This is a genomic window from Vibrio neptunius (assembly GCF_000967495.1).
GTDB lineage: Bacteria > Pseudomonadota > Gammaproteobacteria > Enterobacterales > Vibrionaceae > Vibrio > Vibrio neptunius.
The window spans coordinates 191,095-214,772 of sequence record NZ_JXXU01000040.1; the positions used below are offsets into that span (position 1 = coordinate 191,095).

Consider the following 23,678-nt stretch of genomic DNA (forward strand, 5'->3'; position numbering starts at 1 on the left):
AACATAACGATTACTGGAGACAATAATGAGCAAAGAATTTGGTGAACTACTAGTGGAAGGGAAAAACCTCGTTAAAGACTTTCCTATTAACAGTAATGCGCTGCAGCAACCCATGATGCGCGCGATAAACGACGTATCATTTAAAATGTACAAAAGTCGCGGCTTGTCAGTGGTTGGCGAGTCAGGCTCAGGCAAATCGACCACTGCCAAGATGATCGCAAAGATGTATGCCCCAACCAGCGGCACCATTGAATATAAGGGGCGTGATATCCAGAGCATTGGCTCTCGTTCTGATCTAATGGCCTATCGCGAAGGCGTGCAAATGGTCTGGCAAGACCCCTTTGGATCTCTAAACCCAACCCATAATATTTTCCATCATATTGCCCGTCCATTGCTGATCCATAAAAAGGTCAAACCGGGCAATAAGAAGGAATTGGAAGAACGTGTTTACGACTTGCTTGAGCAAGTAGGACTCATTCCGCCTAAAGAAACCGCGCAAAAATTCCCGCACCAACTTTCCGGCGGTCAACGCCAAAGGGTCAACCTAGCTCGTAATATTGCTGTTGGCGCTGAGGTAGTACTCGCGGATGAACCAACATCCATGTTGGATGTCTCGATTCGCGCGGGCGTTCTTAACTTGATGGAAGAGATGAAGTTTGAAAAACAGATGTCACTTCTCTACATCACTCATGACATCGCAACCGCGCGCTACATCGCAGAAGATCTTGCCGTAATGTACGTCGGTCACATGGTCGAATGGGGAGATACAGAACAGATCATTCACACTCCCCAGCATCCATACACTCAATTACTGGTTTCCGCTGTGCCGGATCCAAGCAAGTCGATCCATGAACAGCTTAAAGGCAAGAAAGGAGAGATCCCTCTTTGGACACCTAACTCCCTAGGCTGCCCGTTTGCTGGACGTTGCCAGCATGCAACCAATCAATGCCGTGAACAATTGCCAGAAGTCACTCAACTGTCAGACAACCACTTTGTGCGTTGTTACTTGTATCAAAGCTAACACCATGTTGAAGCCAGCCTATAAAACTTGGCTCATCAGATTTGCTGGGAGATTTTAATGCTGCTACTTACGAACCATATTGGTTATGAATCTCTGGGACCAAAACAGGCTATTTTGATGGCAGATGTTCCCAACCTACCATCTTCCACTGCCCTTTTGGTCTGTGCAGATAGCCATCAGACTGTTGCATCACTGGATGTTGAGATTGGGACTCGAGTGGCAAATTGGCACCAGGGGTATTTTTTTCGCATTGATTTTTCCAGCGTGGAAACACTAGGGCGCTATTACCTTAAGTACAATAGTTGCCAGTCTTCTATTTTTTCGATCGCACAAGATCTGCTCTTCACCTCCACACTGTCTGACGTACTGCACTATTTTAAATCCCAACGCAGCAGCGGCATCTACGATCATCAGGATCAAAACATACCGCTACTAAACAGCAGTCAAACTGTCGACGTTCGTGGAGGCTGGTACGATGCCTCTGGTGACGTCAGCAAATATTTAAGTCATCTCTCTTATGCCAACTATCTGAACCCACAACAAATTCCAATGGTGGTGTGGAATATACTCAAAGGTCTTAAGTTATGCAGTACCAACGCAAAGCTGGCAGGCTTTACTCAGTTACGTCTCAAAGAAGAAGCTTTATTTGGTGCCGATTTTCTAGTCCGGATGCAGCACGAATCGGGATATTTCTATACCACAGTATTTGATAAGTGGTCGAAAGACCCAGAGCAGCGTGAAATATGCTCTTACGCAACGCAAGACGGCCACAAATCAGATGACTTTCAGGCTGGCTTTCGTCAAGGTGGTGGCATCGCCATCGCAGCATTAGCGGCAGCTGCACGTTTGGATACCCATGGCGACTTTACCACGCAGCAATACCTGAATGCTGCTGAGTCCGGTTACCACCACCTAAAAGAACTCAATTGTCACTACCTCAATGATGGCGAAGAAAACATTATTGATGAGTATTGCGCACTGATGGCCTGCGCAGAACTGTACAAAACAACGCAAAAGCATTTCTATCTTGAAGAAAGCCGATACTGGGCGGCACGTTTAACGCAGCGACAGCAGTCAGATGCACTTATCCAGAACTTCTGGTCAGCGAATAAGGACGGCTCACGTCCTTATTATCATGCGGCGGAAGCTGGCTTACCTGTCATTGCTCTATGCCTGTATTTAGAGATCGAAGATGACTCACAACAACGCCAATCAACAGTCGATACCATCACGTATGCCTGTCAATTTGAACTGACGGTTTCCACTAAAGTCGCCAACCCTTTTGGCTATCCACGTCAGTATGTTAAAGGCGTCAATCAAGTAAAAAAGGACGCTTTCTTCATCGCTCAGGATAATGAGAGTGGCTATTGGTGGCAGGGAGAAAATGCCCGTTTAGCGTCATTGTCTGCAATGGCGTACCTCGCTCAGCGGCATCTATGCGACGCTGAGCAAAAAAACAAGCTGAACCAGTTTGCCCAAAATGCTCTCAATTGGATTCTCGGCCTTAACCCGTATGACATGTGCATGTTAGATGGACACGGACGCAACAATCCCGACTATTTACCACACCTTGGATTTTTTAATGCCAAAGGAGGGATTTGTAACGGCATAACGGCAGGCTTCGACGATTCAGACGATATTGCATTTAACCCAGTAGGGCAAAAAGACGACATGCTACAAAACTGGCGCTGGGGCGAGCAATGGATTCCTCATAGTGCATGGTATTTACTTGCCATCATGGCTCAGCAAGCTCATTTCAGTCGCATAGAGGAGCACTAACATGACTGAGTATTTTGTCGGAATAGATGGCGGAGGCACATCTTGCCGAGCACGCATCAGAGATCAACACGGTAAGCAACTTGGAGAAGGTAAAAGTGGCAGCGCCAATATTCTTTTAGGGGTCGATGTGGCACTTCATTCTATTGTTGACGCAGTAACAATCGCTGCGCAAAAAGCCGAACTCGACTCATCTCAACTAAAACACATGCATTTAGGGTTAGCCTTGGCTGGTGCAGAACAAAGGTCGGTTTGGCATGAGTTTATGGTTCAAGCCCACCCTTTCGCTTCTATCGTACTCAACACTGATGCTTATGGGGCGTGCTTAGGCGCTCACAATGGCGACAGTGGAGCGATTATGATTGCTGGGACAGGATCTTGTGGCATTTATTTGTCCGGTAATGAGCAGCATGTTGTAGGGGGGCGAGAGTTTCCTATTTCCGATCAAGGCGGTGGCGCCATGATGGGGCTGACATTAATTCAAAAAGTGCTTATTGCTGAAGATGGTATTGGTGAAAAAACGCCTTTATGCCAAGAAGTGATGACCCACTTCTCCAACGATGTCGACCAAATTGTGAGTTGGTCGAAAAACGCCTTACCCCGTGACTATGGCCAGTTTTCGCCAATGATTTTTCGCCATGCGGCCCAAGCCGATTCATTAGCTATCTCGTTGCTTAAACAAACTGCAGCCGACATTGAAATGTTCATTCTCGCCTTACATAAGAAAGGTGCCAACCGAATCTGCCTAATGGGCAGCATAGCAGAGCGTATGCATGACTGGCTTTCGCCTCCTGTTCAACAGTGGATTGTTGAACCCCAGTTCGATGCCATTGAAGGGGCATTAATGTTTGCTGGCAAACCAGAGCATAACCTGTATTAAAGGGGATACCATGAGTTATCGTATTGACCTCACCGTTCTGTCTGAGCATAAGCAATACTGTCGCTTTGGTCTGACGCTACACAACCTGTCGGATCAAGCACTAAACAATTGGCATTTGCAGTTCATCATTGACCGCTACATCCTTCCTGATAGCTTTAGTCACGGTTCGATCAAACAAACAGGCAGCTTTTGCGTTGTTACTCCGGATAGCTACACACTCGACGCAAATCAGCATTATTACTGCGAATTTAGCATCAATACAGCGCCATTGCGCTTTTACACTGACGGCCTCAAAGATGCTTTGATTGTCAGTGACAATGATGCTAATGAGTTAGCAGTGACGTTGACGCCTATTGCTATCGCCTCCCCCTATCAAGAGCGCACCCAACTTGACCCGATACCTGCTGCGGAGCACTCACTGATCCCGGCACCCAACCAGATCAGTTATCAGGGTGGAACCTTTCATTTATCGGCCTCCAGCCAGATTACCCTGCAAACTGCGCAAGCCGAAAAAGCAGCGACTTGGCTAGAGACAGAACTAACTACTATTTTTGGCTATCAGGCCAAGGCCATTGGTCAAAGCGAAATCCTGTTTCGCAATAATCCAACCTTGGATGAAAGTCAGTATCAGCTGATCGTATCCGCTACAGGTGTCAGGATTGAATCGGCATCGGCTGCAGGTTTCGTACATGCCAGTGCCACGTTAATGCAACTCATAAAACAAGATAACGACCAATTATCAGTACCTTATGTCAAAGTAGTGGATAAGCCTCGCTTTAAATACCGAGGCATGATGCTCGACTGCGCTCGCCATTTCCATTCAATCGACGATATCAAACGGTTAATTAACCAACTCGCTCACTACAAGTTCAATACTTTTCACTGGCATTTAACCGATGATGAAGGCTGGAGACTGGAGATCAACGCTTTTCCTCAGCTCACGCAAGTAGGGGCATTTCGGGGAAGAGACTCGGCACTCAAGCCGCAATTTAGTCATCTTTCGCCAGTATATGGCGGGTATTATTCTCAGCATCAGGTAAGAGAAGTGATTGCTTATGCTCAAGAGCGAGGTATTACCGTCATTCCTGAAATTGATATTCCGGGTCACTGCCGAGCAGCGATTAAAGCCCTTCCAGAATTACTGCTCGATCCGAGCGACAAATCGGCATATCGCAGTATTCAGCATTACACCGATAATGTTCTCTCTCCTGCAATACCAGGTACTTACGAGTTTCTCGATAAAGTGCTTGAAGAAGTCTCCAGTCTGTTTCCAGCCCCTTGGGTGCATATTGGCGCCGATGAAGTGCCTGATGGCGTTTGGCTCCAGAGCGCGAATTGCCAAGCATTAATGGAATCTGAAGGATACCAGAATACTAAAGAACTTCAGGGGCACCTGCTGCGATATGCCGAGCAAAAATTACGCTCTTTGGGCAAGCGTATGGTCGGCTGGGAAGAAGCTCAGCACGGAGATAAAGTCAGCAAAGATACCGTAATTTATTCTTGGTTGAGTGAAGAGGCAGCCCTCAAGTGTGCCAAACAAGGTTTCGATGTTGTCCTACAACCAGCCCAATCGACCTATCTAGATATGGCACAGGATTATTCCCCTGAAGAACCTGGCGTCGACTGGGCGAATGTCATTCCTCTCGAAAGCGCGTATCGCTATGAACCTCTGGCTGACATTCCACAAGAAGACCCTATCCGTAAACGTATTCTCGGCATTCAGTGCGCGCTATGGTGTGAACTTGTCTCCCACCAGCAACGGCTGGACTACATGGTGTTCCCTCGCCTGACAGCCATAGCAGAAGCTTGCTGGACAATGAAACAACATCGCGACTGGTACGACTATCAAGCAAGGTTGAAAGGCCACTTATCTTTACTCGATAAACAAGGCATCAATTATCGCAACCCTTGGAAATAACTTTTGCTGGCGGCCATAGCCCTTAGCAGTTTTCTCTAGCAAATACATTAAGCCACCGTTTCAGTGGCTGTAGGAAAAGGAATAAAACATGAAATACGGCTATTTCGATAACGAGAATCGTGAATACGTCATCACTCGCCCTGACGTACCTGCGCCATGGACAAACTACCTAGGCACTGAGAAGTTCTGTACGGTTATCTCGCACAATGCGGGGGGCTATTCGTTCTACAACTCGCCAGAATACAACCGTGTTACTAAATTCCGCCCGAATGCGACCTTCGATCGCCCAGGACATTACGTTTATCTGCGTGATGATGAAACAGGTGATTATTGGTCAATCTCTTGGCAACCAGTGGCCAAAAGCCTAGATGAAGCAAACTACGAAGTCCGTCATGGCTTGTCATACTCTAAGTTCAAGTGTGAATACAGCGGCATTTCCGCGACGAAAACACTCTTCGTCCCTAAAGGCGAAGACGCTGAAATTTGGGATGTGGTGCTCAAGAACACCTCTGAAAAACCACGTACCATCAGCGCGTTCTCTTTTGTTGAATTCTCATTCAGCCATATCCAATCTGACAACCAAAACCATCAGATGTCTCTGTACTCCGCAGGTACGACTTACAATGAAGGTGTAATTGAATACGACCTGTACTACAACACCAACGATTTCGAAGGTTTCTACTACCTTGCTTCGACGTTTTCTCCAGATTCTTACGACGGTCAGCGTGACAGCTTCCTAGGTCTTTACCGCGACGAAGCCAACCCAATCGCCGTGGAAAAGGGCCAATGCTCCAACACGGCTCAGACTTGTTACAACCACTGCGGTTCTCTACACAAGCAATTTACCATCCAACCAGGTGAAGAAGTTCGCTTTGCTTACATTCTAGGTATCGGCAAAGGCAATGGTGAGCGCCTACGTGCTAAATACCAAGACCTAGCAGAGGTCGATAACGCCTTCGCTGGTATCAAAGCCCACTGGGATGAGCGTTGTGGCAAGTTCCAAGTGAAATCACCAAACGAAGGTCTAGACACCATGATCAACGCATGGACACTATACCAAGCAGAAACCTGTGTCGTGTGGTCTCGTTTTGCATCCTTTATCGAAGTGGGTGGTCGTACTGGCCTTGGTTACCGCGATACCGCACAGGACGCGATTTCAGTCCCTCATGCCAACCCAGCAATGACACGCAAGCGTATCGTTGATCTACTGCGCGGTCAGGTGAAAGCGGGTTATGGTCTGCACCTATTCGATCCAGACTGGTTCGATCCAGAGAAAGCAGATGTGAAACCGTCTAAGTCGCCAACGGTTGTTCCTACCCCATCCGACGAAGACAAAATCCACGGCATTGAAGACACGTGTTCGGATGACCACCTATGGTTAGTGCCAACCATCTGTAAATACGTAATGGAAACCGGTGAGCACAACTTCTTCGACGAAATGATCCCTTACGCAGATGGTGGCGATGCCAGCGTTTATGACCACATGAAAGCAGCATTAGACTTCTCTGCTGAATACGTAGGTCAAACCGGTATTTGTAAAGGTCTACGCGCAGACTGGAACGACTGTCTAAACCTAGGCGGTGGCGAATCTTCAATGGTGTCGTTCCTCCATTTCTGGGCTCTGCAAGAGTTCATCGACCTAGCGAAATATCTAGGTAAAGACTCTGACGTTGAGAAATATACCGAGATGGCAGCAAATGTCCGCGAAGCATGTGAAGCACACCTTTGGGATGATGAAGGCGGTTGGTACATCCGCGGCCTAACCAAGAGCGGTGACAAAATCGGTACAGCACAACAAGCAGAAGGTCGTGTACACCTTGAGTCAAACACCTTAGCTGTACTCTCTGGCGCGGTATCCCAAGAACGCGGCGAGAAAGCAATGGATGCCGTAGATGAGAACCTGTTCTCTGAATATGGCTTACACCTCAACTCGCCGTCTTTCGCAACACCTAACGATGACATCGGCTTCGTGACTCGCGTTTATCAAGGCGTGAAAGAAAACGGCGCTATCTTCTCACACCCAAACCCATGGGCTTGGGTTGCAGAAGCAAAATTGGGGCGTGGTGACCGTGCAATGAAATTCTACGATGCACTCAACCCATACAACCAAAACGACATCATCGAAAAACGGATTGCAGAACCTTACTCTTACGTACAGTTCATTATGGGCCGTGACCACCAAGATCACGGGCGGGCGAATCACCCATGGCTAACTGGCACATCGGGTTGGGCTTACTTCGCAGTCACCAACTTTATTCTCGGCGTACGTACAGGTTTTGACGGACTGACGATTGATCCGTGTATCCCAACCAACTGGCCGGGTTTCGAAGTGACTCGTCAATGGCTAGAGGCAACGTACAACATCAAAGTGGAGAACCCAGACTCAGTGAGCAAAGGGGTCAAATCGATCCTAGTCAATGGAGAAGAAGTGTCTGGCTCCGCGATACCCGTACAGCCAAAAGGCAGCGTTAACGACGTCGTCGTTGTACTTGGTTAACTACCCAATGAGCCTCTCTCGCAGAGGCTCTTTTGTTCAATAAAGGATTAAAGCAATGATTAAGTTTGGTACTGGTGGCTGGCGCGCATTTATCGGTGAAGAATTTACCAAAGATAATGTTCGCTTGGTTGCCCAAGCGCTGGCAAACATCATCAACCATGAGAAAGTCGCCGACAAAGGGTTCATTATTGGTTACGACCGTCGTTTTTTATCTGACAAAGCGGGTCGCTGGTTCGCCGAGGTGCTTGCCGCTAACAATATTCCCGTTAGCTTCATCGACAAATTTGTTCCGACGCCAATTGTGATGTTTAAAGCCAAAGCGATGGGTTGTGCCTACTCGGCATGCATTACTGCGTCCCACAACCCAGCAGATTACAACGGTATTAAAGTCTTTATTGAAGGAGGCCGTGATGCCGATGAGATAATCACTGAAAAGATCGAAACTCAAATTGTAACTTTAACTGGCGATAAAGTGCAAAGCGTAGAGTTTGAGCAGGCGGTTGAAGATAAACTGATTACCATCATTAACCCAATGAACGAATTCGTCGACTCGATCATCGACTTTATCGACATAGAAGCGATCAGAAAAGCCAATTTACGTGTACTGATTGATCCCATGTTTGGTGTGGCTAAAAACGCGCTGCAAACGGTATTGATCAATGGTCGCTGTGACGTTGATGTGATTAACGATGGCAAAAACCCTGACTTTGGTGGCTTGATGCCATCTCCCAGCGCTGCCACATTGTATCGTCTAAAACATCTTGTTGCAGAGCAAGGTTACGACATTGGTATTGGCACCGATGGCGATGCTGATCGTCTCGGCATCATCGACGAAAAAGGTCACTTTATTCACCCTAATGAAGTGTTGATCCTGCTTTACTACTACTTGCTTGAGTACAAAGGCTGGTCCGGTTCCGTAGTTCGTAACATCGCGACCACTCATATTCTAGACAAAATAGCAGCAGACCATGGTGAGAAGAGCTTTGAAGTACCCGTGGGCTTTAAGCACATCAGCTCACAAATGGAAGCCAATGATTCGCTGATTGGTGGCGAAAGCTCGGGCGGTTTGACGATTCGTGGCCATATCAAAGGTAAAGATGGCGTATTCGCCTCCAGTCTATTGGTTGAAATGATTTCAGTAACAGGTAAAAAGCTTTCTGAGCTTCTTGATGAAATTTATACCAAATACGGCTATGCCTATACGGCAGAAGGAGACTGTAGCTTTAAAGCCGGGCAAAAGCAGGCACTGCATCACATGATATATGTCGAGAAGCAACTACCACAGTTTGAGTTTGAAATTGAACACGTGAGCTACGAAGATGGCGCTAAAGTCTATTTCAAAAATGGCGGCTGGGTCATTGCCCGATTCTCTGGTACCGAGCCTCTTCTGCGTATCTTTGCGGAGATGGCGGACAAGGAGACCGCAGAAGGCATCGTTGAGCAGTTCAAAACATTCTTACAACTATAACTAGCCTAGAGATCAAAACACCCAGCGATTTGCTGGGTGTTTTGTCATTTAAAAAGCCAATACGCCTTGCGTTTCAACTTTAACCGCAACAGGTTGACCTATCGACAGTGGCTCTGAGGAGCTGGCCAATAATCGACTACCGCTTGCATCAATCACATAACGACAATGGTCACCCATAAACTGTTGCTCCAAAACCGTCACACTACTCTCCTCAGTAGCACTGATCTGAACATGCTGTGGGCGCAGCAACAGCTCACATTCTGCTTGTAGCTGAATTTCTTGCTGAGCTTGCGCCTCAACCACCCCTAACTCAGTTTCAAACTCAGACTCAGACACACGCTTCGCGATCAAGTAGCTGCCGCCTCCTAAGAAATCCGCAACAAATTTGCTCGAAGGCTGATAGTAAAGCTCACTCGCCGTACCATACTGTTCAATCACGCCGTGGTTCATCACCGCCATCTTATCAGCGAAGGCAAACGCCTCTTCCCGACTGTGAGTAACAAATATCGCCGTGACGCCATGCTTTTTGAAGATCTTACGGATTTCTGCAATCAACTCATGGCGAACCTGAGTATCAATGTTAGAGAAAGGTTCATCTAACAACAATAAGTCAGGCTTGTATGCCAATGAACGAGCAATAGCAACACGCTGCTGCTGTCCACCGGACAACTGATGTGGATAGCGCTCTTCGAACCCTGTCAGGTGAACCAGATCAAGCATTTCTGCCACTTTGGCTTTTCTGTCACCATTAGCCAACGCCTTCAGACCAAAAGCCACATTTTCCTCAACGGTTAAGTGCGGAAAAAGAGCGTAATCCTGAAAAATCATACCAATATTACGCTGCTCAGGCGGCAGCCAGTGTTTACCGTCATCAATTGTCATACAGTTCAAACTCATTGAGCCAGAACTGAGCGGTATTAAGCCCGCAATCGCTTTAAGTAAAGTGGTCTTCCCGCAGCCACTCGCGCCCAGTAAGCAAACAATCTCACCGTGTTCCACCTCTAGTGATAGTGATTCCAATACGGTTGTCTGTTCATCGTACTTACAAGTTAACTTATTGATTGATAATGCGCAGCTCATCAGTGTGTATGCTCCAGTGAACGGTTAACCATAACTAAGGGAATCAATCCAACTAATACCAGTAGCACCGCAGGTAAAGCGGCTAACTCAAGTTGTTCGTCAGAGGCAAAGTTGTAGACATAGGTTGCCAGTGTTTCGAAGTTAAAGGGCCTAAGCAGCAGCGCTGCATTCAGCTCTTTCATTGATTCAATGAAAACCAACAAACCGGCAATCAAAGCTCCACGACGAATCAGCGGGAAATGCACTCGCCACAACATCTGATTGGAATTACACCCCATAGTGCGAGAAGCCATATCTAGAGAAGGTGAGACTTTGTTTAGGCTGCTTTCAATACTGCCGATTGCGACTGCAGAGAATCGGACGACCAATGCAAAAATAAGCGCAAACATTGAGCCTGAAAAAATTAACCCCGGCCTACCCCACTCCATAAACTTAGCAATGTCATTGACCAAATGATCCATAAACAAAACGGGAACCATTACCCCAATCGCTAATACTGTCCCTGGTACCGCATACCCCATCGAAGACAAGCGCATGAACGCCAGTCCCTGACGGTTGGTTGCTAAGCGATTATAAAAATTCACTGTGATGGCGACAATGACTCCAATGACGGCGGCCGATAGAGAAACGTAGAGGCTATTGAGCGCATACTCTCGGAATTCCGGAGTCCAGCTCTGTACAAAATACTTGAAAGCGTAAATCACCAATTGCAACAGTGGGAGCAAGAAGGCAATTGCGACTAACCCCCAACACCAAGTCAACGCCAGCCACTTCTTCCAGCCTGATAACTCGTAGCGAAAGTCTTCTCGGCTACTGAACTGATTCTGGAATAGTTTTTGTTTACGACGACTGTAGCGCTCTGCGCTAAGCAGGAGAATCACAAACACCAACATAATGGCCGAAATCTTAGCGGCCGCAGTCAAGCTTGAGTAACCGAGCCAGGTATCATAAACCGCCGTGGTCAGAGTATTGACGGCAAAATAGCTCACCGTACCGAAATCACCAATGGTTTCCATTGCAACCAACGACAGACCGACGGCAATGGAGGGGCGGACAAGTGGAAGCGAGATGCGACAGAAACTTTCCCAAGGAGAGCATTTTAGTAAGCGCGCTGATTGCAGCAAAGAAACGTTTTGCTCCATAAATGCAGCACGACACAGCAGATAAACGTAAGGGTAAAGCACCAATGCCAGCACAATGATAGCACCAGTCAACGTTCTGATATCAGGAAACCAATAATCTCCGGGTCCCCAACCTGTTAAATCACGCAGCAAGATTTGTACTGGTCCGGCAAAGTCGAGCCAATCAGTAAAAATGTAACCAACGATGTAACCCGGCATAGCCAGAGGCAACACTAAAGCCCATTGTAAAATCCGCTCGCTGGGTATCCGACACATGGCCATAATCCAAGCAGACGGGATACCAAAAACTAGGGACAGAACCATAGTACCTGCGGCCAAGACGACCGTATTAAAGGTATAGGTTGGCATTACCGTCGACATCAGATGCGAGAATAAGTCATCAGTCTCGCCGATAGAGGTAAGGAATATCGCTAAGATCGGCAAAACCAGTAGCAGGGCCAACGTCCCACTACTGGTTTTCCATAAATAATTATTTTCTTTCATCGCCTAACAATCACAGGTATACATCGCTTAAATGCACTTGCTAATACATCTCATATACCTTTAATACGCTTAAGGGTCTGTTATACCCTTATAAACAAACAACCTCAAGTGACCCTTGTAAAAGAGCGACTTGAGGCTGTGTATATAAAGCGTCAAACGATTACAGGTCGAACTTCACTTCATCAAGAAGCTTGATTGCTGCTGCGTGGTGGTCGGCAATTTCATCGAGAGAAATCGTGTCAGCTTTGAAGTCGCCCCAAGACGCTACTAGGTCAGAACGCTTAACGCCTTCTTTCACTGGGTACTCGTAGTTCACTTCAGCGTACATGCTTTGAGCTTTATCACCCGCTAGGAATTCCATTAGCTTAAGTGCGTTCTCTTTGTTTGGAGAGTACTTAGCCATTGCCATACCAGAGATGTTTACGTGAGTACCAGTTGTGTTCTGGTTAGGGAAGTTAATGTAAACAGCATCAGCCCACGCTTTCTGCTCTTTATCGTTAACCATCTTACCTAGGTAGTAGCTGTTACCCAGAGAAACGTCACATAGACCTTCTTTGATCGCTTTAACCTGTGCACGGTCGTTACCTTGAGGTTTACGCGCTAGGTTAGCTTTAACACCTTCTAGCCACTCTTTAGTTTCCGCTTCGCCTTTATGAGCAATCATGGAAGAGACTAGAGAAACGTTGTAAGGGTGCTTACCACTACGAGTACAGATTTTGCCTTTGAATTCAGGCTTAGCAAGATCAGCGTACGTGAAATCATCACCTAGCTTACCAACACGGTCACGTGAAGAGTAAACGCTACGAGTACGGGTTGTCAGAGCAAACCACTCATTGTCAGCATCTTGGTACTGAGCTGGAATGTTCTTTTCAAGAACAGCGCTTTCTACAGACTGAACCAAGCCTTGCTTAGTTAGCTCAGACAAACGGCTGATGTCTACCGTCAGAATCACGTCAGCTGGGCTATACTCGCCTTCTTGAGCTAGTTTCTCTGCTAGGCCTTTCTTTGCGAACTTAACGTTTACTTTGATGCCTGTTTCTTTAGTGAACTCGTTGAACATAGGTTCAACTAGGAAAGGTTGACGGTAAGAGTAGACGTTCACTTCTTCAGCAGCCATCGCAGTCGGTGCTAATGTTGCACATGCTAAAGCAGAAAGAGTCAGCAGTTTTTTCATTGGTTCAGTCCTTTAACTTCGTAATGATAACGTTTATCAGTTGCGTTATTATATTCATGATGATTTAGAAAACAATGCTGTAAAACGCAAAAACCTGCCGGAGTTGGCAGGTTTTTGAGTATTTTATTTGTAACAGTCTATGTCTTGTTCTGACTTACTTCACAGTAACAAATTCAGGGTAGGCACCAACACCACAGTCGTGCATGTCCATACCTTCCAATTCTTCATCTTCGGACACTCGGATACCAATCGTTGCTTTAAGCACTGCCCACACCGCAAGACTTGCACCGAACACCCAAGCAAAGATAACCGCCGCACCCAATAGCTGAGCACCAAACGTTGCATCACCATTACTCAGTGGCACAACCATCAGGCCGAAGAAACCACATACACCGTGCACCGAAATCGCACCCACTGGATCGTCAATTTTAAGCTTATCAAGAGCAATAATGCTGAACACAACTAGCGCACCTGATACTGCACCAATGGCCACAGCATAGATTGGCGATGGAGACAGCGGATCGGCAGTGATGGCAACTAGGCCAGCCAGTGCGCCGTTGAGGATCATCGTCAGGTCTGCTTTACCCCACGTCGTTTTACACACCAGAAGAGCTGCAATCGCACCAGCCGCTGCTGCTGCATTTGTGTTAAGGAAGATTTGACCTACTGCCGTTGCATTCTCAAAGTCAGAAACCATCAACTGAGAGCCACCGTTGAAACCAAACCAACCGAACCAAAGGATAAAGGTACCCAGTGTCGCCAGGGGCATGTTCGAACCTGGAATTGGGTAAATCTCACCATTTTTCCCGTATTTACCTTTACGAGCACCTAGTAGCAACACGCCTGCTAATGCCGCGGCTGCGCCAGCCATGTGTACAATACCTGAGCCAGCAAAGTCACTAAATCCCGCTTCTGCCAAGAAGCCTCCTCCCCAAGTCCAGTAACCCTCCATTGGGTAGATAAACGCCGTCAGTACCGCGGAGAAAATGAGGAATGACCATAACTTCATTCGCTCTGCGACCGCACCAGACACAACAGACATAGCTGTCGCAACAAACACCACTTGGAAGAAGAAGTCAGATTCTAGAGAGTGGTCTGCGCCTTCCCCTTGTGTTCCAATCAACGTACCCAATGAAGGTAGCCAGCCGCCTTCACCATTGTCGACATACATGATGTTGTAGCCAACGACCAAGTACATGGTACATGCAATTGCATATAAGCAAACATTTTTGGTCAGAATTTCAGTGGTGTTCTTTGAACGAACTAAACCCGCCTCAAGCATGGCAAAACCAGCCGCCATCCACATGACCAACGCACCTGAAATGAGGAAGAAAAAAGTGTCTAGTGCGTAACGTAATTCGGTTACTGTGGTTGTTAATTCCATTTTTTTATCTCCAGTTCTTTGAATTCTTAAAGCGCCTCAGCGTCCATTTCACCAGTACGAATGCGCACTGCCTGGCTCAGGTCATAAACAAAGATTTTTCCGTCACCGATTTTTCCTGTGTGCGCCGCTTTGGATACAGCTTCAATCACGCGGTCTACATTTTCAGCCTGTGTTGCTATCTCGAGTTTCACCTTAGGTAAGAAATCCACTTGATACTCTGCACCACGATAAAGCTCGGTGTGGCCTTTCTGACGTCCAAACCCTTTCACTTCGGATACCGTCATACCTTCGATACCGACATCAGCTAGTGCCTCTCGAACATCGTCTAATTTGAATGGTTTGATAATCGCATTAATAAGTTTCATCGCATCCTCTCTGAAGCTGTCATCCTTTTTATCTTTATAATCCAAGTGACATGCCAACTTATTAAGCATTTGATAATTAATGGTTTATTAATCGCAGAGGGCCAAATACACAAAAAGGCGCACCATAACGGTGCGCCTTTATCACAATAATGAGGCAATAATTTCATTCTTCACTATATCAGTGCAGATTTATTTGGTGGTCAGAAACTCTTTCCATTGTTCAATCAGCAGCTCAAAGTCATCTAAGCCACAACTGGCTGTACTCTCACTGTCATAAAAATTAAACTCGCTGTCTTCAGCCATCGCTTCCCCATGCGCCAATACATTCTCTTGAATGGTGACTTCATCACCATGAATAGAGATGGAAATCTCAGTACCCAGCATGGTGTGTTCCTGAAGTGGAGACTGGTGTACAGCCTCTAGCATAGACTCGACCTGCTCTATCTTCTGCCAATCCTTACCGATTTCTTCCTGCAACCAGCGACCAGCAATTTCATGGCCCATACTCGACTTAACGTAGTACTCGCCCATTAAAGTGTTTCTAATGAACTCAAATTCCATAGGGCACCTCTTGCGGTTCTGCCTAACTCAATGGGCGGGAGTATACAAGGACTAAAGGTGTGAGGCGAGGTATAGACGACAAAGTCCATTCTTATGATTAATTGCAACTCACTCTCGTCATCCTCAAGAATGAGGAACGAATGAGTTGGGGATCTTTTAAAACAACGACATACTTGAAGAGATTCCCTACTCGTTCCTTCGTCAGTCTATGGAATGACAGGTTCAATCAATTTGGAAATTGGTAGCTTTAGAAACAAAAAAAACGCCTACCGAAGTAGACGCTCTCAATTCTATGCCTCAATCAAATATGACAAGGGATTATGCAGGCTCTTGAAAAATCACTGAATCCGCTTTCTTAGTGTACTGATCCATCTTATGGAAGTTCAAGTAACGGTAGGTATCTGCGGCTGTCGCGTCGATTTGCTTCGCGTACTCTAGGTACTCTTCCTTAGTGGGAATCTTACCTAGAATCGCACCAACCGCCGAAAGCTCAGCAGAAGCAAGATAAACGTTAGCACCGGTACCTAAACGGTTCGGGAAGTTACGTGTCGACGTTGACATTACTGTCGCCTTATCTGCCACACGTGCCTGGTTACCCATACATAGTGAACACCCTGGCGTTTCAATACGAACACCAGCACGACCGTATATACCGTAGTAACCTTCTTCGGTTAGCTGATCGCGGTCCATCTTCGTTGGTGGAGCCACCCATAGGCGAGTATCTAACTGACCACCGAACTGTTCTAGTAGCTTACCTGCAGCGCGGAAATGGCCGATGTTAGTCATACAAGAACCAATGAAGACTTCATCGATATTGGTACCCTGAACTTCAGAAAGTAGACGAGCGTCATCTGGATCGTTTGGTGCACACAGAATAGGTTGATCAATTTCTGCTAGGTCGATTTCAATGATGTGAGCGTATTCCGCATCTGCGTCTGCTTCCATCAACTCTGGCTTCGCCAACCACTCTTCCATCGCAGTGATACGACGCTCGATAGTACGACGGTCACCGTAACCTTCGGAAATCATCCACTTAAGCATGGTGATATTCGAGTTTAGATACTCTTCAATCGACTCTTGAGACAATTTAACTGTACAACCAGCCGCTGAACGCTCTGCAGAAGCATCTGAAAGCTCGAACGCCTGCTCAACCGTTAGGTGCTCAACACCTTCAATCTCAAGCACGCGGCCGGAGAATTCGTTGATCTTACCCGCTTTCTCAACTGTCAATAGACCTTGCTGAATTGCGTAGTAAGGAATCGCATGAACTAAATCACGTAGCGTGATACCTGGCTGCATTTCGCCTTTAAAACGAACCAAGATTGATTCCGGCATATCAAGCGGCATAACACCTGTCGCTGCAGCAAATGCAACTAGACCAGAACCAGCTGGGAATGAAATACCCAGAGGGAAACGAGTGTGCGAGTCACCACCTGTACCAACAGTATCAGGAAGAAGCATACGGTTTAGCCATGAGTGGATAACGCCATCGCCTGGACGAAGAGAGACACCACCACGGTTCATGATGAAATCAGGCAACGTATGGTGCGTGTTGACGTCGACTGGTTTTGGATACGCAGAAGTATGACAGAATGACTGCATCACTAGATCAGCTGAGAAGCCAAGACACGCAAGGTCTTTTAGCTCATCACGCGTCATAGGGCCAGTTGTATCCTGAGAACCAACTGTCGTCATCTTAGGTTCGCAGTATTGACCCGCGCGAACACCTTCAACGCCACATGCTTTACCGACCATCTTCTGAGCCAGTGTGTAACCCTTGCTTGATGCGGAAGGATCAATCGGCTTGGCAAACAGATCGGTTTCTTCTAGGCCAAGAGAAGTACGAGCACGACTTGTTAAACCACGACCAATGATCAATGGAATACGGCCACCAGCGCGCACTTCATCAAGCAGTACCTTGCTCAGCTCAAAGTTTGAAATTTCTGCGCCACCTTTGCGCACAACACCTTCATATGGGTAAATTTCAATCACATCCCCCATGTTCATGTCTTGAACGTTTAGCTCAATTGGTAGTGCACCTGAGTCTTCCATCGTGTTGTAGAAGATTGGTGCGATCTTACCGCCTAAACAGATACCGCCTGTACGTTTGTTTGGTACAAATGGGATATCTTCACCCATGAACCAAAGTACAGAGTTAGTCGCTGACTTACGTGAAGAACCGGTACCCACGACATCACCGACGTAAGCCAATGGAATACCATCTTTTTGTAGCTCTTCGATTTGTTTGATAGGACCAACGCTTCCTGGTTCGTCTGGGTTGATACCATCACGTTCCATTTTCAGCATCGCTTTCGCGTGCACTGGGATATCTGGGCGCGACCATGCATCAGGCGCCGGAGACAAGTCATCGGTGTTAGTTTCACCAGTGACTTTGAATACTTTAACGGTAATTTTCTCAGCAACTTTCTCTTTCGAGGTAAACCACTCAGCATCAGCCCAAGATTGCAGTACTTGCAGTGCGTAAGTGTTACCTGCTTTCGCTTTCTCCTCTACGTCATAGAAAGCATCAAACATGAGTAGAGTGTGAGATAGTGCTTTTGCAGCAATAGATGCCAACGCGTCATCATCAAGAAGGTCAACTAGCGGAGCGATATTGTAGCCACCCTGCATCGTACCCAACAGCTCAGCTGCTTTTTCACGACTTACCAGTGGCGATTCCACTTCGCCTTTGGTAATAGCCGTCAGAAAACCTGCTTTGACATATGCAGCTTCATCTACGCCAGGTGGGATACGATTTTCTAGTAGGTCAAGAATTACGGTTTCTTCACCTTGAGGGGGATTTTTCAGAAGTTCGACAAGACCAGCAACTTGCTCGGCGTCTAGTGGTTTAGGAACAACTCCTTCAGCAGCACGCTCTGCGACGTGTTTACGATAGGCTTCAAGCACGACTTTTTCCTCTCATTGCGGTTCCTCCGTTATTATTACTATTATTCAACGTAACGAAGTGAACATCCTTGGAAACTTGGCTCTCCTTTTTGCCATATTTTTCATTCATCTTGAGTGAGAAACAGTGCCAGAGAGGCCAAACTGTGGGCAGTAGGATAGCAAATTTAACGATAAATTAAAATCTCATCATTTTGACCAACATAGCAACTTAAGACTAAAGTTCTATGATTTTCTTTGCTTAATTTCATCAATTCCCTGCTTTGACAATAGATGATTGATTGAATGAATTATTGAATGGCTATTTAAAACTTGTCCCTATAATCAAGTATATAGAATCGTAGTTTTGTTCTGTTCTGCCATAGCCAAACATGATTGGCCCAACGGGAGAATCAACCCCGGCAAACAGAGAACCTGCAGCGTACAATGGCGCCGAATCGAGTTTGATGCTTGGATCTGACCAAACACCACCGTATTCAAAAGACGCACCTAAATAAAATGGTGAAGAAAATAATCCAAAGTCATTGTCGAACCAACGGTAGCGATACACCAGACTACCAAACGCTTTGTTCTGACCAATCAAGCTATTACGTGGGATACCAGATAAATTGAGGAAGCCGCCAAGCTCTTTGGGGTCGATAATAAGAGAAGAATTTTTGCTTTCTACCACTCCAACATCGAGATTCGCAACCAAAGTATGACGCGAGAAGCTATTGGCATAGACGATCTTAGCACCATATTCATACGCCGTATCTTCATCATGACCAGCGAAAACACTACCTGAACTGCCGACACTTTCATCATGTGACACTAGGTAATCCAGATTCAAGTACAGCCCTCTATTGGGCAAACTGTAGTTATCTAGGGTATCGATGCGATAATTGGCAAACGCACCTAATCGCTTAAATGAGACGTCACCCAATGATGGCAGCGACGCGAGTTCTCCTGAGCCATCAGTATATCTGACACCGATTTTAAATCGTCGCCACAAAGTATCTTGATACCCAACAGCCCACTCGGATTCCCACTCAGTGAAAGATATCGGGAAAAAATCTTGAGTCGCTTTGAGTGACGGTACTTCTCCTCCATCCTTGGACACATTGACCTTTTCATTGCTGAACGTGACGCCCAAAGTAGTGAACACGTCAGAACTGGAAAAAATTGGGCTATAAAACTCCCCTTCTATAAGTTTATCTGTGCCCATCTCAACATTAAGAGTCAGTTCAGCGCCAAGCTCATTAATATCGGTAAAATTGGTCGATACCCCTATTGCGTATTGACTGTCAGTATCAAAGTCATCTTCGAGAAAGAAACGGAAGTTGACATAGTTAGGACCCCAAGACTTTTCTTTGACGTTTACAATTAAAGCGTCCTGATCGTCAATTTTATCATAGCGATAAGTGATCAACTCAAAACGATCCAGCGCGTAAAGGTTCTGAACACCCTGCTCGACTTCGGACGTTTTATAGCGATGACCCGAATCAAGACCCAAGTGTTTTTTCAGCACATCATCACTGTAATGAGTGTGGTTATGAATAACGACTTTATCGACCAGAATTTCATCGCCATATCTCAGTTTTCTACGTACATCTTCTTTGTGATCAATGTAATCCTGATACTCAGATGAAGACACGCTGTAGCGTTTGAGTGATGCTTGATTTTGAATGGCAATTTGATACCCCTTTTTAAACGCTTCGGGCATCTTGTTAAACTCTGTCGTTTCCATATCGCCAACTTGTGGCTTAAGGAACACATCGTCTTCCGTCAGCGTCTTCGCTTGGCGATTAGTCGTGCTGCGCACTAAATAATTCGACAATTGATCCGCTACGCTGAACAGAGTAGTAAAATCATCTTCGTCTTTGTAATCAGTACTGATATCAACTGCAATAACGATATCTGCGCCGAGATCTCGTGCAACATTGACAGGCATATTGTTGGTTACCCCACCATCCACCAGAAGCTGATCATTGAGTTCGTAGGGAGGTAACGCTCCAGGAACCGACATGCTAGCCATCATGGCATCTACAAGGTAACCATTTTCGATAACAACAGGTTTGAGCTCAAGAATGTCAGTTGCGACTGAGCGATAAGGAATGGCAAGTTCATCAAAGGATTTAAACGGTGGAAGGTTGCCAGACGATTCACGTAGGATTTTGAGCATTCCCTGCCCTTGCACAATGCCACGGGCAGCACGTACTTCCCCCCAGCCAAGACCTAAATCTGTCGTCAGTTGGAATCTGTCTTCGTATTCTTTGTCACGCACACGACGCTGGCTACGATCAACCCGATCACGGTAGCCACGGTTCCAATCGATGGTCTCAGTCAGGCTTTCAATTTCATCCGCACTCATGCCTGTTGCATACAAGCCACCCACATAAGCCCCCATACTGGTGCCCGTGATATAGTCGACTGGAATTCTGAGCTCTTCAAGCGCTTTCAAAACACCGATGTGCGCCGCCCCTTTGGCGCCACCACCAGCTAGAACCACCGCGATTTTTGGCCGTTCTGGTACGGCATGTTCTCTTGTATCAGAAAGCACCATGCGCGGTAACACAAACGCAGATGTACATAAAAGCCAGGCTAGTTTTTTCACTCTAGAGTTCCCGTATTATTCGCATACGTACAGAAGTCGATGGTTTTATATTATTGACACAAGCAACTGTTTACCAACTAAATATGTTCTTTATCCACTGAGTAGGCTGACTGTCACATTGCTGTTGAAGCACACCATTTTTATCCCAAACGGGTAACTTAAACGAATTCTTACAGTCCAGTTGCAGGCTGCCTTGTTCTGTGGATGCAAAACCGAGGGTGCTGACTCCTTTTGGCCAAGGTAGCGACAGCTTTTCCGGTATGCGGTGATTGAGATATTCCGCATAGACTCTTAACGCACCGCTGGAGCCCGTAAGCTTGGTTGGCTTATTATCATCTCGGCCAAGCCAGATAGTTGTCACTTCGCGTCCATCAACACCAACGAACCAGCTGTCACGCGTATCGTTACTGGTCCCGGTTTTCCCTGCTAACGCCGCCCAGCCAAACTGGCTGTTGAGATAACGGCCAGTGCCCTCCAAAACGCCCCGTTTCATAGCATAGGTCGTCAACCAAGCGGCTTGCTGGTCAATAGTTTGAGACATGCGCGGCAGTGACTGAAAAAGGGCATTACCTTCTAAGTCAACCACAGAGCGTAGCGCAGACAATGGCGCTTTCTTACCCGAATTGGTCAACGTCTGATACATCTGCGCGACCTGAAATGGCGTCAATGTGAAAGAACCAAGAAACATTGATGGCACTGGACGGATTTCATTGCGATCGACCCCCAACTTTTCCAAAGTATTGACAACATTTGGAATGCCGAGCTGCATACCCAGCTGCACTGTAGGTACATTGAGAGATTTTGCCAACGCCATGTACAAAGGGACATCCCCGCGGAACTTACGATCATAGTTACGCGGCGACCAAACGCTGCCTTTTGAACCCTTAAGGCTGATGGGTTTATCGTGCAAAGTGGTAGCAAGATTGTACTTATCAGGCTGTTCCAGAGCAGTGAGATAGACCGCTGGTTTAGCTAGTGAGCCAATTTGACGACTGGCGTTCAACGCACGATTGAATCCGTCATAGCCTGTCCGCTTACCTCCGACCATAGCACGAATTTCTCCGGTATGGCGGTCAACGGCGATTGCAGCCCCTTCAAGCGATTTACCTGCGATTTTACTAAGCTGAGGTATTTTCTTGGCAATGGCCTGCTCCAACTCTTGTTGAGAAACTGGATCGAGAGATGTAAACACCCTGAGGCCAATATCCGACTGAAACGCCTCACCAACTTTCTCTTTCAGCTCAATCTTCAACTGCTGGAAGTAAGCCGGTTGCCGGCTCGCAATACGCGGATTATCCTGAATATCCAGCGGACGACTCGCCGCCATGTCGTACTGGTTAGCGCTCAGGATCCCCTGCTGCATCATCAGACGAAGCACTAAGTCTCGACGTTCTTTGGCTCGCTCCGGGAAACGCACTGGGTTGTAGTAAGATGGCCCCTTAACCATACCCACCAACAACGCCAACTGGTCAATGCGCAGTTCTTGAATCGGCTGTCCAAAATATAGGCGAGAAGCCAGTCCAAAGCCGTGAATGGCTTCTCCACGACTTTGCCCTAAATACACTTCATTCAGATAGCCTTCCAGAATGCGATCTTTGCTGTAGCGATAATCGATGATCAATGCCATGTAGGCTTCACGGACCTTACGCCACAGCGTTCGGTCACTGGAGAGGAAAATATTCTTCGCGAGCTGCTGCGTTAGGGTGCTCCCCCCTTGCACCGTGCGGCCCGCCTTAACGTTGGCAACTAATGCACGGGCAATGGCAAACGGTGAGACGCCATCATGCTGATAAAAATCTCTGTCTTCAGTCGCCAGCAACGCATCCACCATGACCTCAGGAAACTGATCACGCCTTAAGAACAGGCGCTGTTCATCGTGATTTTTCTCCAACATCCCCAACATCTTCGGCTCGACCCGCAAATAACCAAGGTCTCCCGCTGATTCGAGCGACTGAATACGAAGTAAGCCTGAACCATCAAAGTGCAGCATCACATGGCGATCTGGCTCTGGCCCATCGGTAAACTCAAACGGGCGGCGAATCAGTTCAATTTTAGTTGACGACGACGAATATTCACCTGGATAACGGGGCTGACGTACTTTACGGTAATTGAGTACATCGAGTTCATTGCGAACTTCCTGAATCGAGATCGAATCACCCGGAGAAAGGTTAAGAATGCGAGCGTAAACCACGGTCGGCAAGTCAAACAACTGTCCTTCAAAACGCTGTTTAACCACACTGTCTAGGTAAATGCCGACAAACAATAACAAAGCAAACCCAGCTAAACCTAGCTTCCAAGTCACCCCCCATAGAGTTTTTAACCAGCGACGTTGGCCATTTGGCGTGGTTTTACGTTTCACTGTTGCCCGCTTGCGAGCAGGCTTTTTCGTTGCTTTGGTTTTACTGCTCGCAGGTGTTTTTTTCTTGGTCATG

15 protein-coding genes are annotated in these 23,678 nt (G+C 46.8%); 6 read left to right on the plus strand and 9 right to left on the minus strand.

Annotation, left to right across the window (positions count from 1 at the left end):
• Nucleotides 1-25: 25 nt before the first annotated feature.
• The 6 genes from TW84_RS13910 to TW84_RS13935 all read left to right on the plus strand — a co-directional run bounded on the left by TW84_RS13910 (nt 26) and on the right by TW84_RS13935 (nt 9,560).
• Entirely contained in the window at nt 26-1,021 is a 996-nt protein-coding gene (locus TW84_RS13910) for an ABC transporter ATP-binding protein (RefSeq protein ID WP_045976235.1), read from the plus strand.
• 57 nt (nt 1,022-1,078) lie between these two features.
• Nucleotides 1,079-2,800 carry a glycoside hydrolase family 9 protein gene (locus TW84_RS13915; RefSeq protein ID WP_045976236.1) on the plus strand — a complete coding sequence of 574 codons (1,722 nt, stop codon included), beginning with the start codon at nt 1,079-1,081 and terminating at the stop codon, nt 2,798-2,800.
• A 1-nt stretch (nt 2,801) separates the two neighbouring features.
• Nucleotides 2,802-3,677, plus strand: a complete 876-nt coding sequence (locus TW84_RS13920) for a glucosamine kinase nucleotide-binding domain-containing protein (RefSeq protein ID WP_045976237.1) — start codon at nt 2,802-2,804, stop codon at nt 3,675-3,677.
• A gap of 10 nt (nt 3,678-3,687) precedes the next feature.
• On the plus strand, nt 3,688-5,595 hold the full coding sequence (locus TW84_RS13925) for a beta-N-acetylhexosaminidase (protein WP_045976238.1): 1,908 nt from the start codon (nt 3,688-3,690) through the stop codon (nt 5,593-5,595).
• Nucleotides 5,596-5,683: 88 nt separating this feature from the next.
• Nucleotides 5,684-8,092 carry a glycoside hydrolase family 94 protein gene (locus TW84_RS13930; RefSeq protein ID WP_045976239.1) on the plus strand — a complete coding sequence of 803 codons (2,409 nt, stop codon included), beginning with the start codon at nt 5,684-5,686 and terminating at the stop codon, nt 8,090-8,092.
• A 55-nt stretch (nt 8,093-8,147) separates the two neighbouring features.
• Entirely contained in the window at nt 8,148-9,560 is a 1,413-nt protein-coding gene (locus tag TW84_RS13935; protein ID WP_045976240.1) for a phosphoglucomutase/phosphomannomutase family protein, read from the plus strand.
• A gap of 48 nt (nt 9,561-9,608) precedes the next feature.
• Here TW84_RS13935 and TW84_RS13940 read toward each other — a convergent pair whose 3' ends face one another.
• The 9 genes from TW84_RS13940 to mrcB all read right to left on the minus strand — a co-directional run bounded on the left by TW84_RS13940 (nt 9,609) and on the right by mrcB (nt 23,677).
• Complete coding sequence (locus tag TW84_RS13940; protein WP_045976241.1) at nt 9,609-10,640, minus strand: ABC transporter ATP-binding protein; 1,032 nt, start codon at nt 10,638-10,640, stop codon at nt 9,609-9,611.
• A complete protein-coding gene (locus TW84_RS13945) occupies nt 10,640-12,265 on the minus strand; it encodes an ABC transporter permease (protein ID WP_045976242.1) in 1,626 nt (541 codons plus the stop codon). Before TW84_RS13945 ends, TW84_RS13940 begins: the two co-directional genes overlap by 1 nt.
• Nucleotides 12,266-12,425: 160 nt before the next feature.
• Complete coding sequence (locus TW84_RS13950) at nt 12,426-13,439, minus strand: Fe(3+) ABC transporter substrate-binding protein (protein WP_038163353.1); 1,014 nt, start codon at nt 13,437-13,439, stop codon at nt 12,426-12,428.
• A 154-nt stretch (nt 13,440-13,593) separates the two neighbouring features.
• Entirely contained in the window at nt 13,594-14,823 is a 1,230-nt protein-coding gene (locus TW84_RS13955; protein WP_045976243.1) for an ammonium transporter, read from the minus strand.
• A gap of 26 nt (nt 14,824-14,849) precedes the next feature.
• Nucleotides 14,850-15,188 (minus strand): P-II family nitrogen regulator, encoded by a 339-nt coding sequence (gene glnK / locus TW84_RS13960; RefSeq protein ID WP_004742633.1) that lies wholly within the window; start codon nt 15,186-15,188, stop codon nt 14,850-14,852.
• Between the two features lie 189 nt (nt 15,189-15,377).
• A complete protein-coding gene (locus TW84_RS13965) occupies nt 15,378-15,749 on the minus strand; it encodes a YacL family protein (protein ID WP_045976244.1) in 372 nt (123 codons plus the stop codon).
• Between the two features lie 318 nt (nt 15,750-16,067).
• On the minus strand, nt 16,068-18,656 hold the full coding sequence (acnB, locus tag TW84_RS13970; RefSeq protein ID WP_045976245.1) for a bifunctional aconitate hydratase 2/2-methylisocitrate dehydratase: 2,589 nt from the start codon (nt 18,654-18,656) through the stop codon (nt 16,068-16,070).
• A 298-nt stretch (nt 18,657-18,954) separates the two neighbouring features.
• Nucleotides 18,955-21,195 carry a patatin-like phospholipase family protein gene (locus tag TW84_RS13975; RefSeq protein WP_084720235.1) on the minus strand — a complete coding sequence of 747 codons (2,241 nt, stop codon included), beginning with the start codon at nt 21,193-21,195 and terminating at the stop codon, nt 18,955-18,957.
• Nucleotides 21,196-21,316: 121 nt separating this feature from the next.
• Nucleotides 21,317-23,677 carry a penicillin-binding protein 1B gene (gene mrcB / locus TW84_RS13980; protein WP_045976246.1) on the minus strand — a complete coding sequence of 787 codons (2,361 nt, stop codon included), beginning with the start codon at nt 23,675-23,677 and terminating at the stop codon, nt 21,317-21,319.
• Between the last annotated feature and the right edge of the window lies 1 nt (nt 23,678).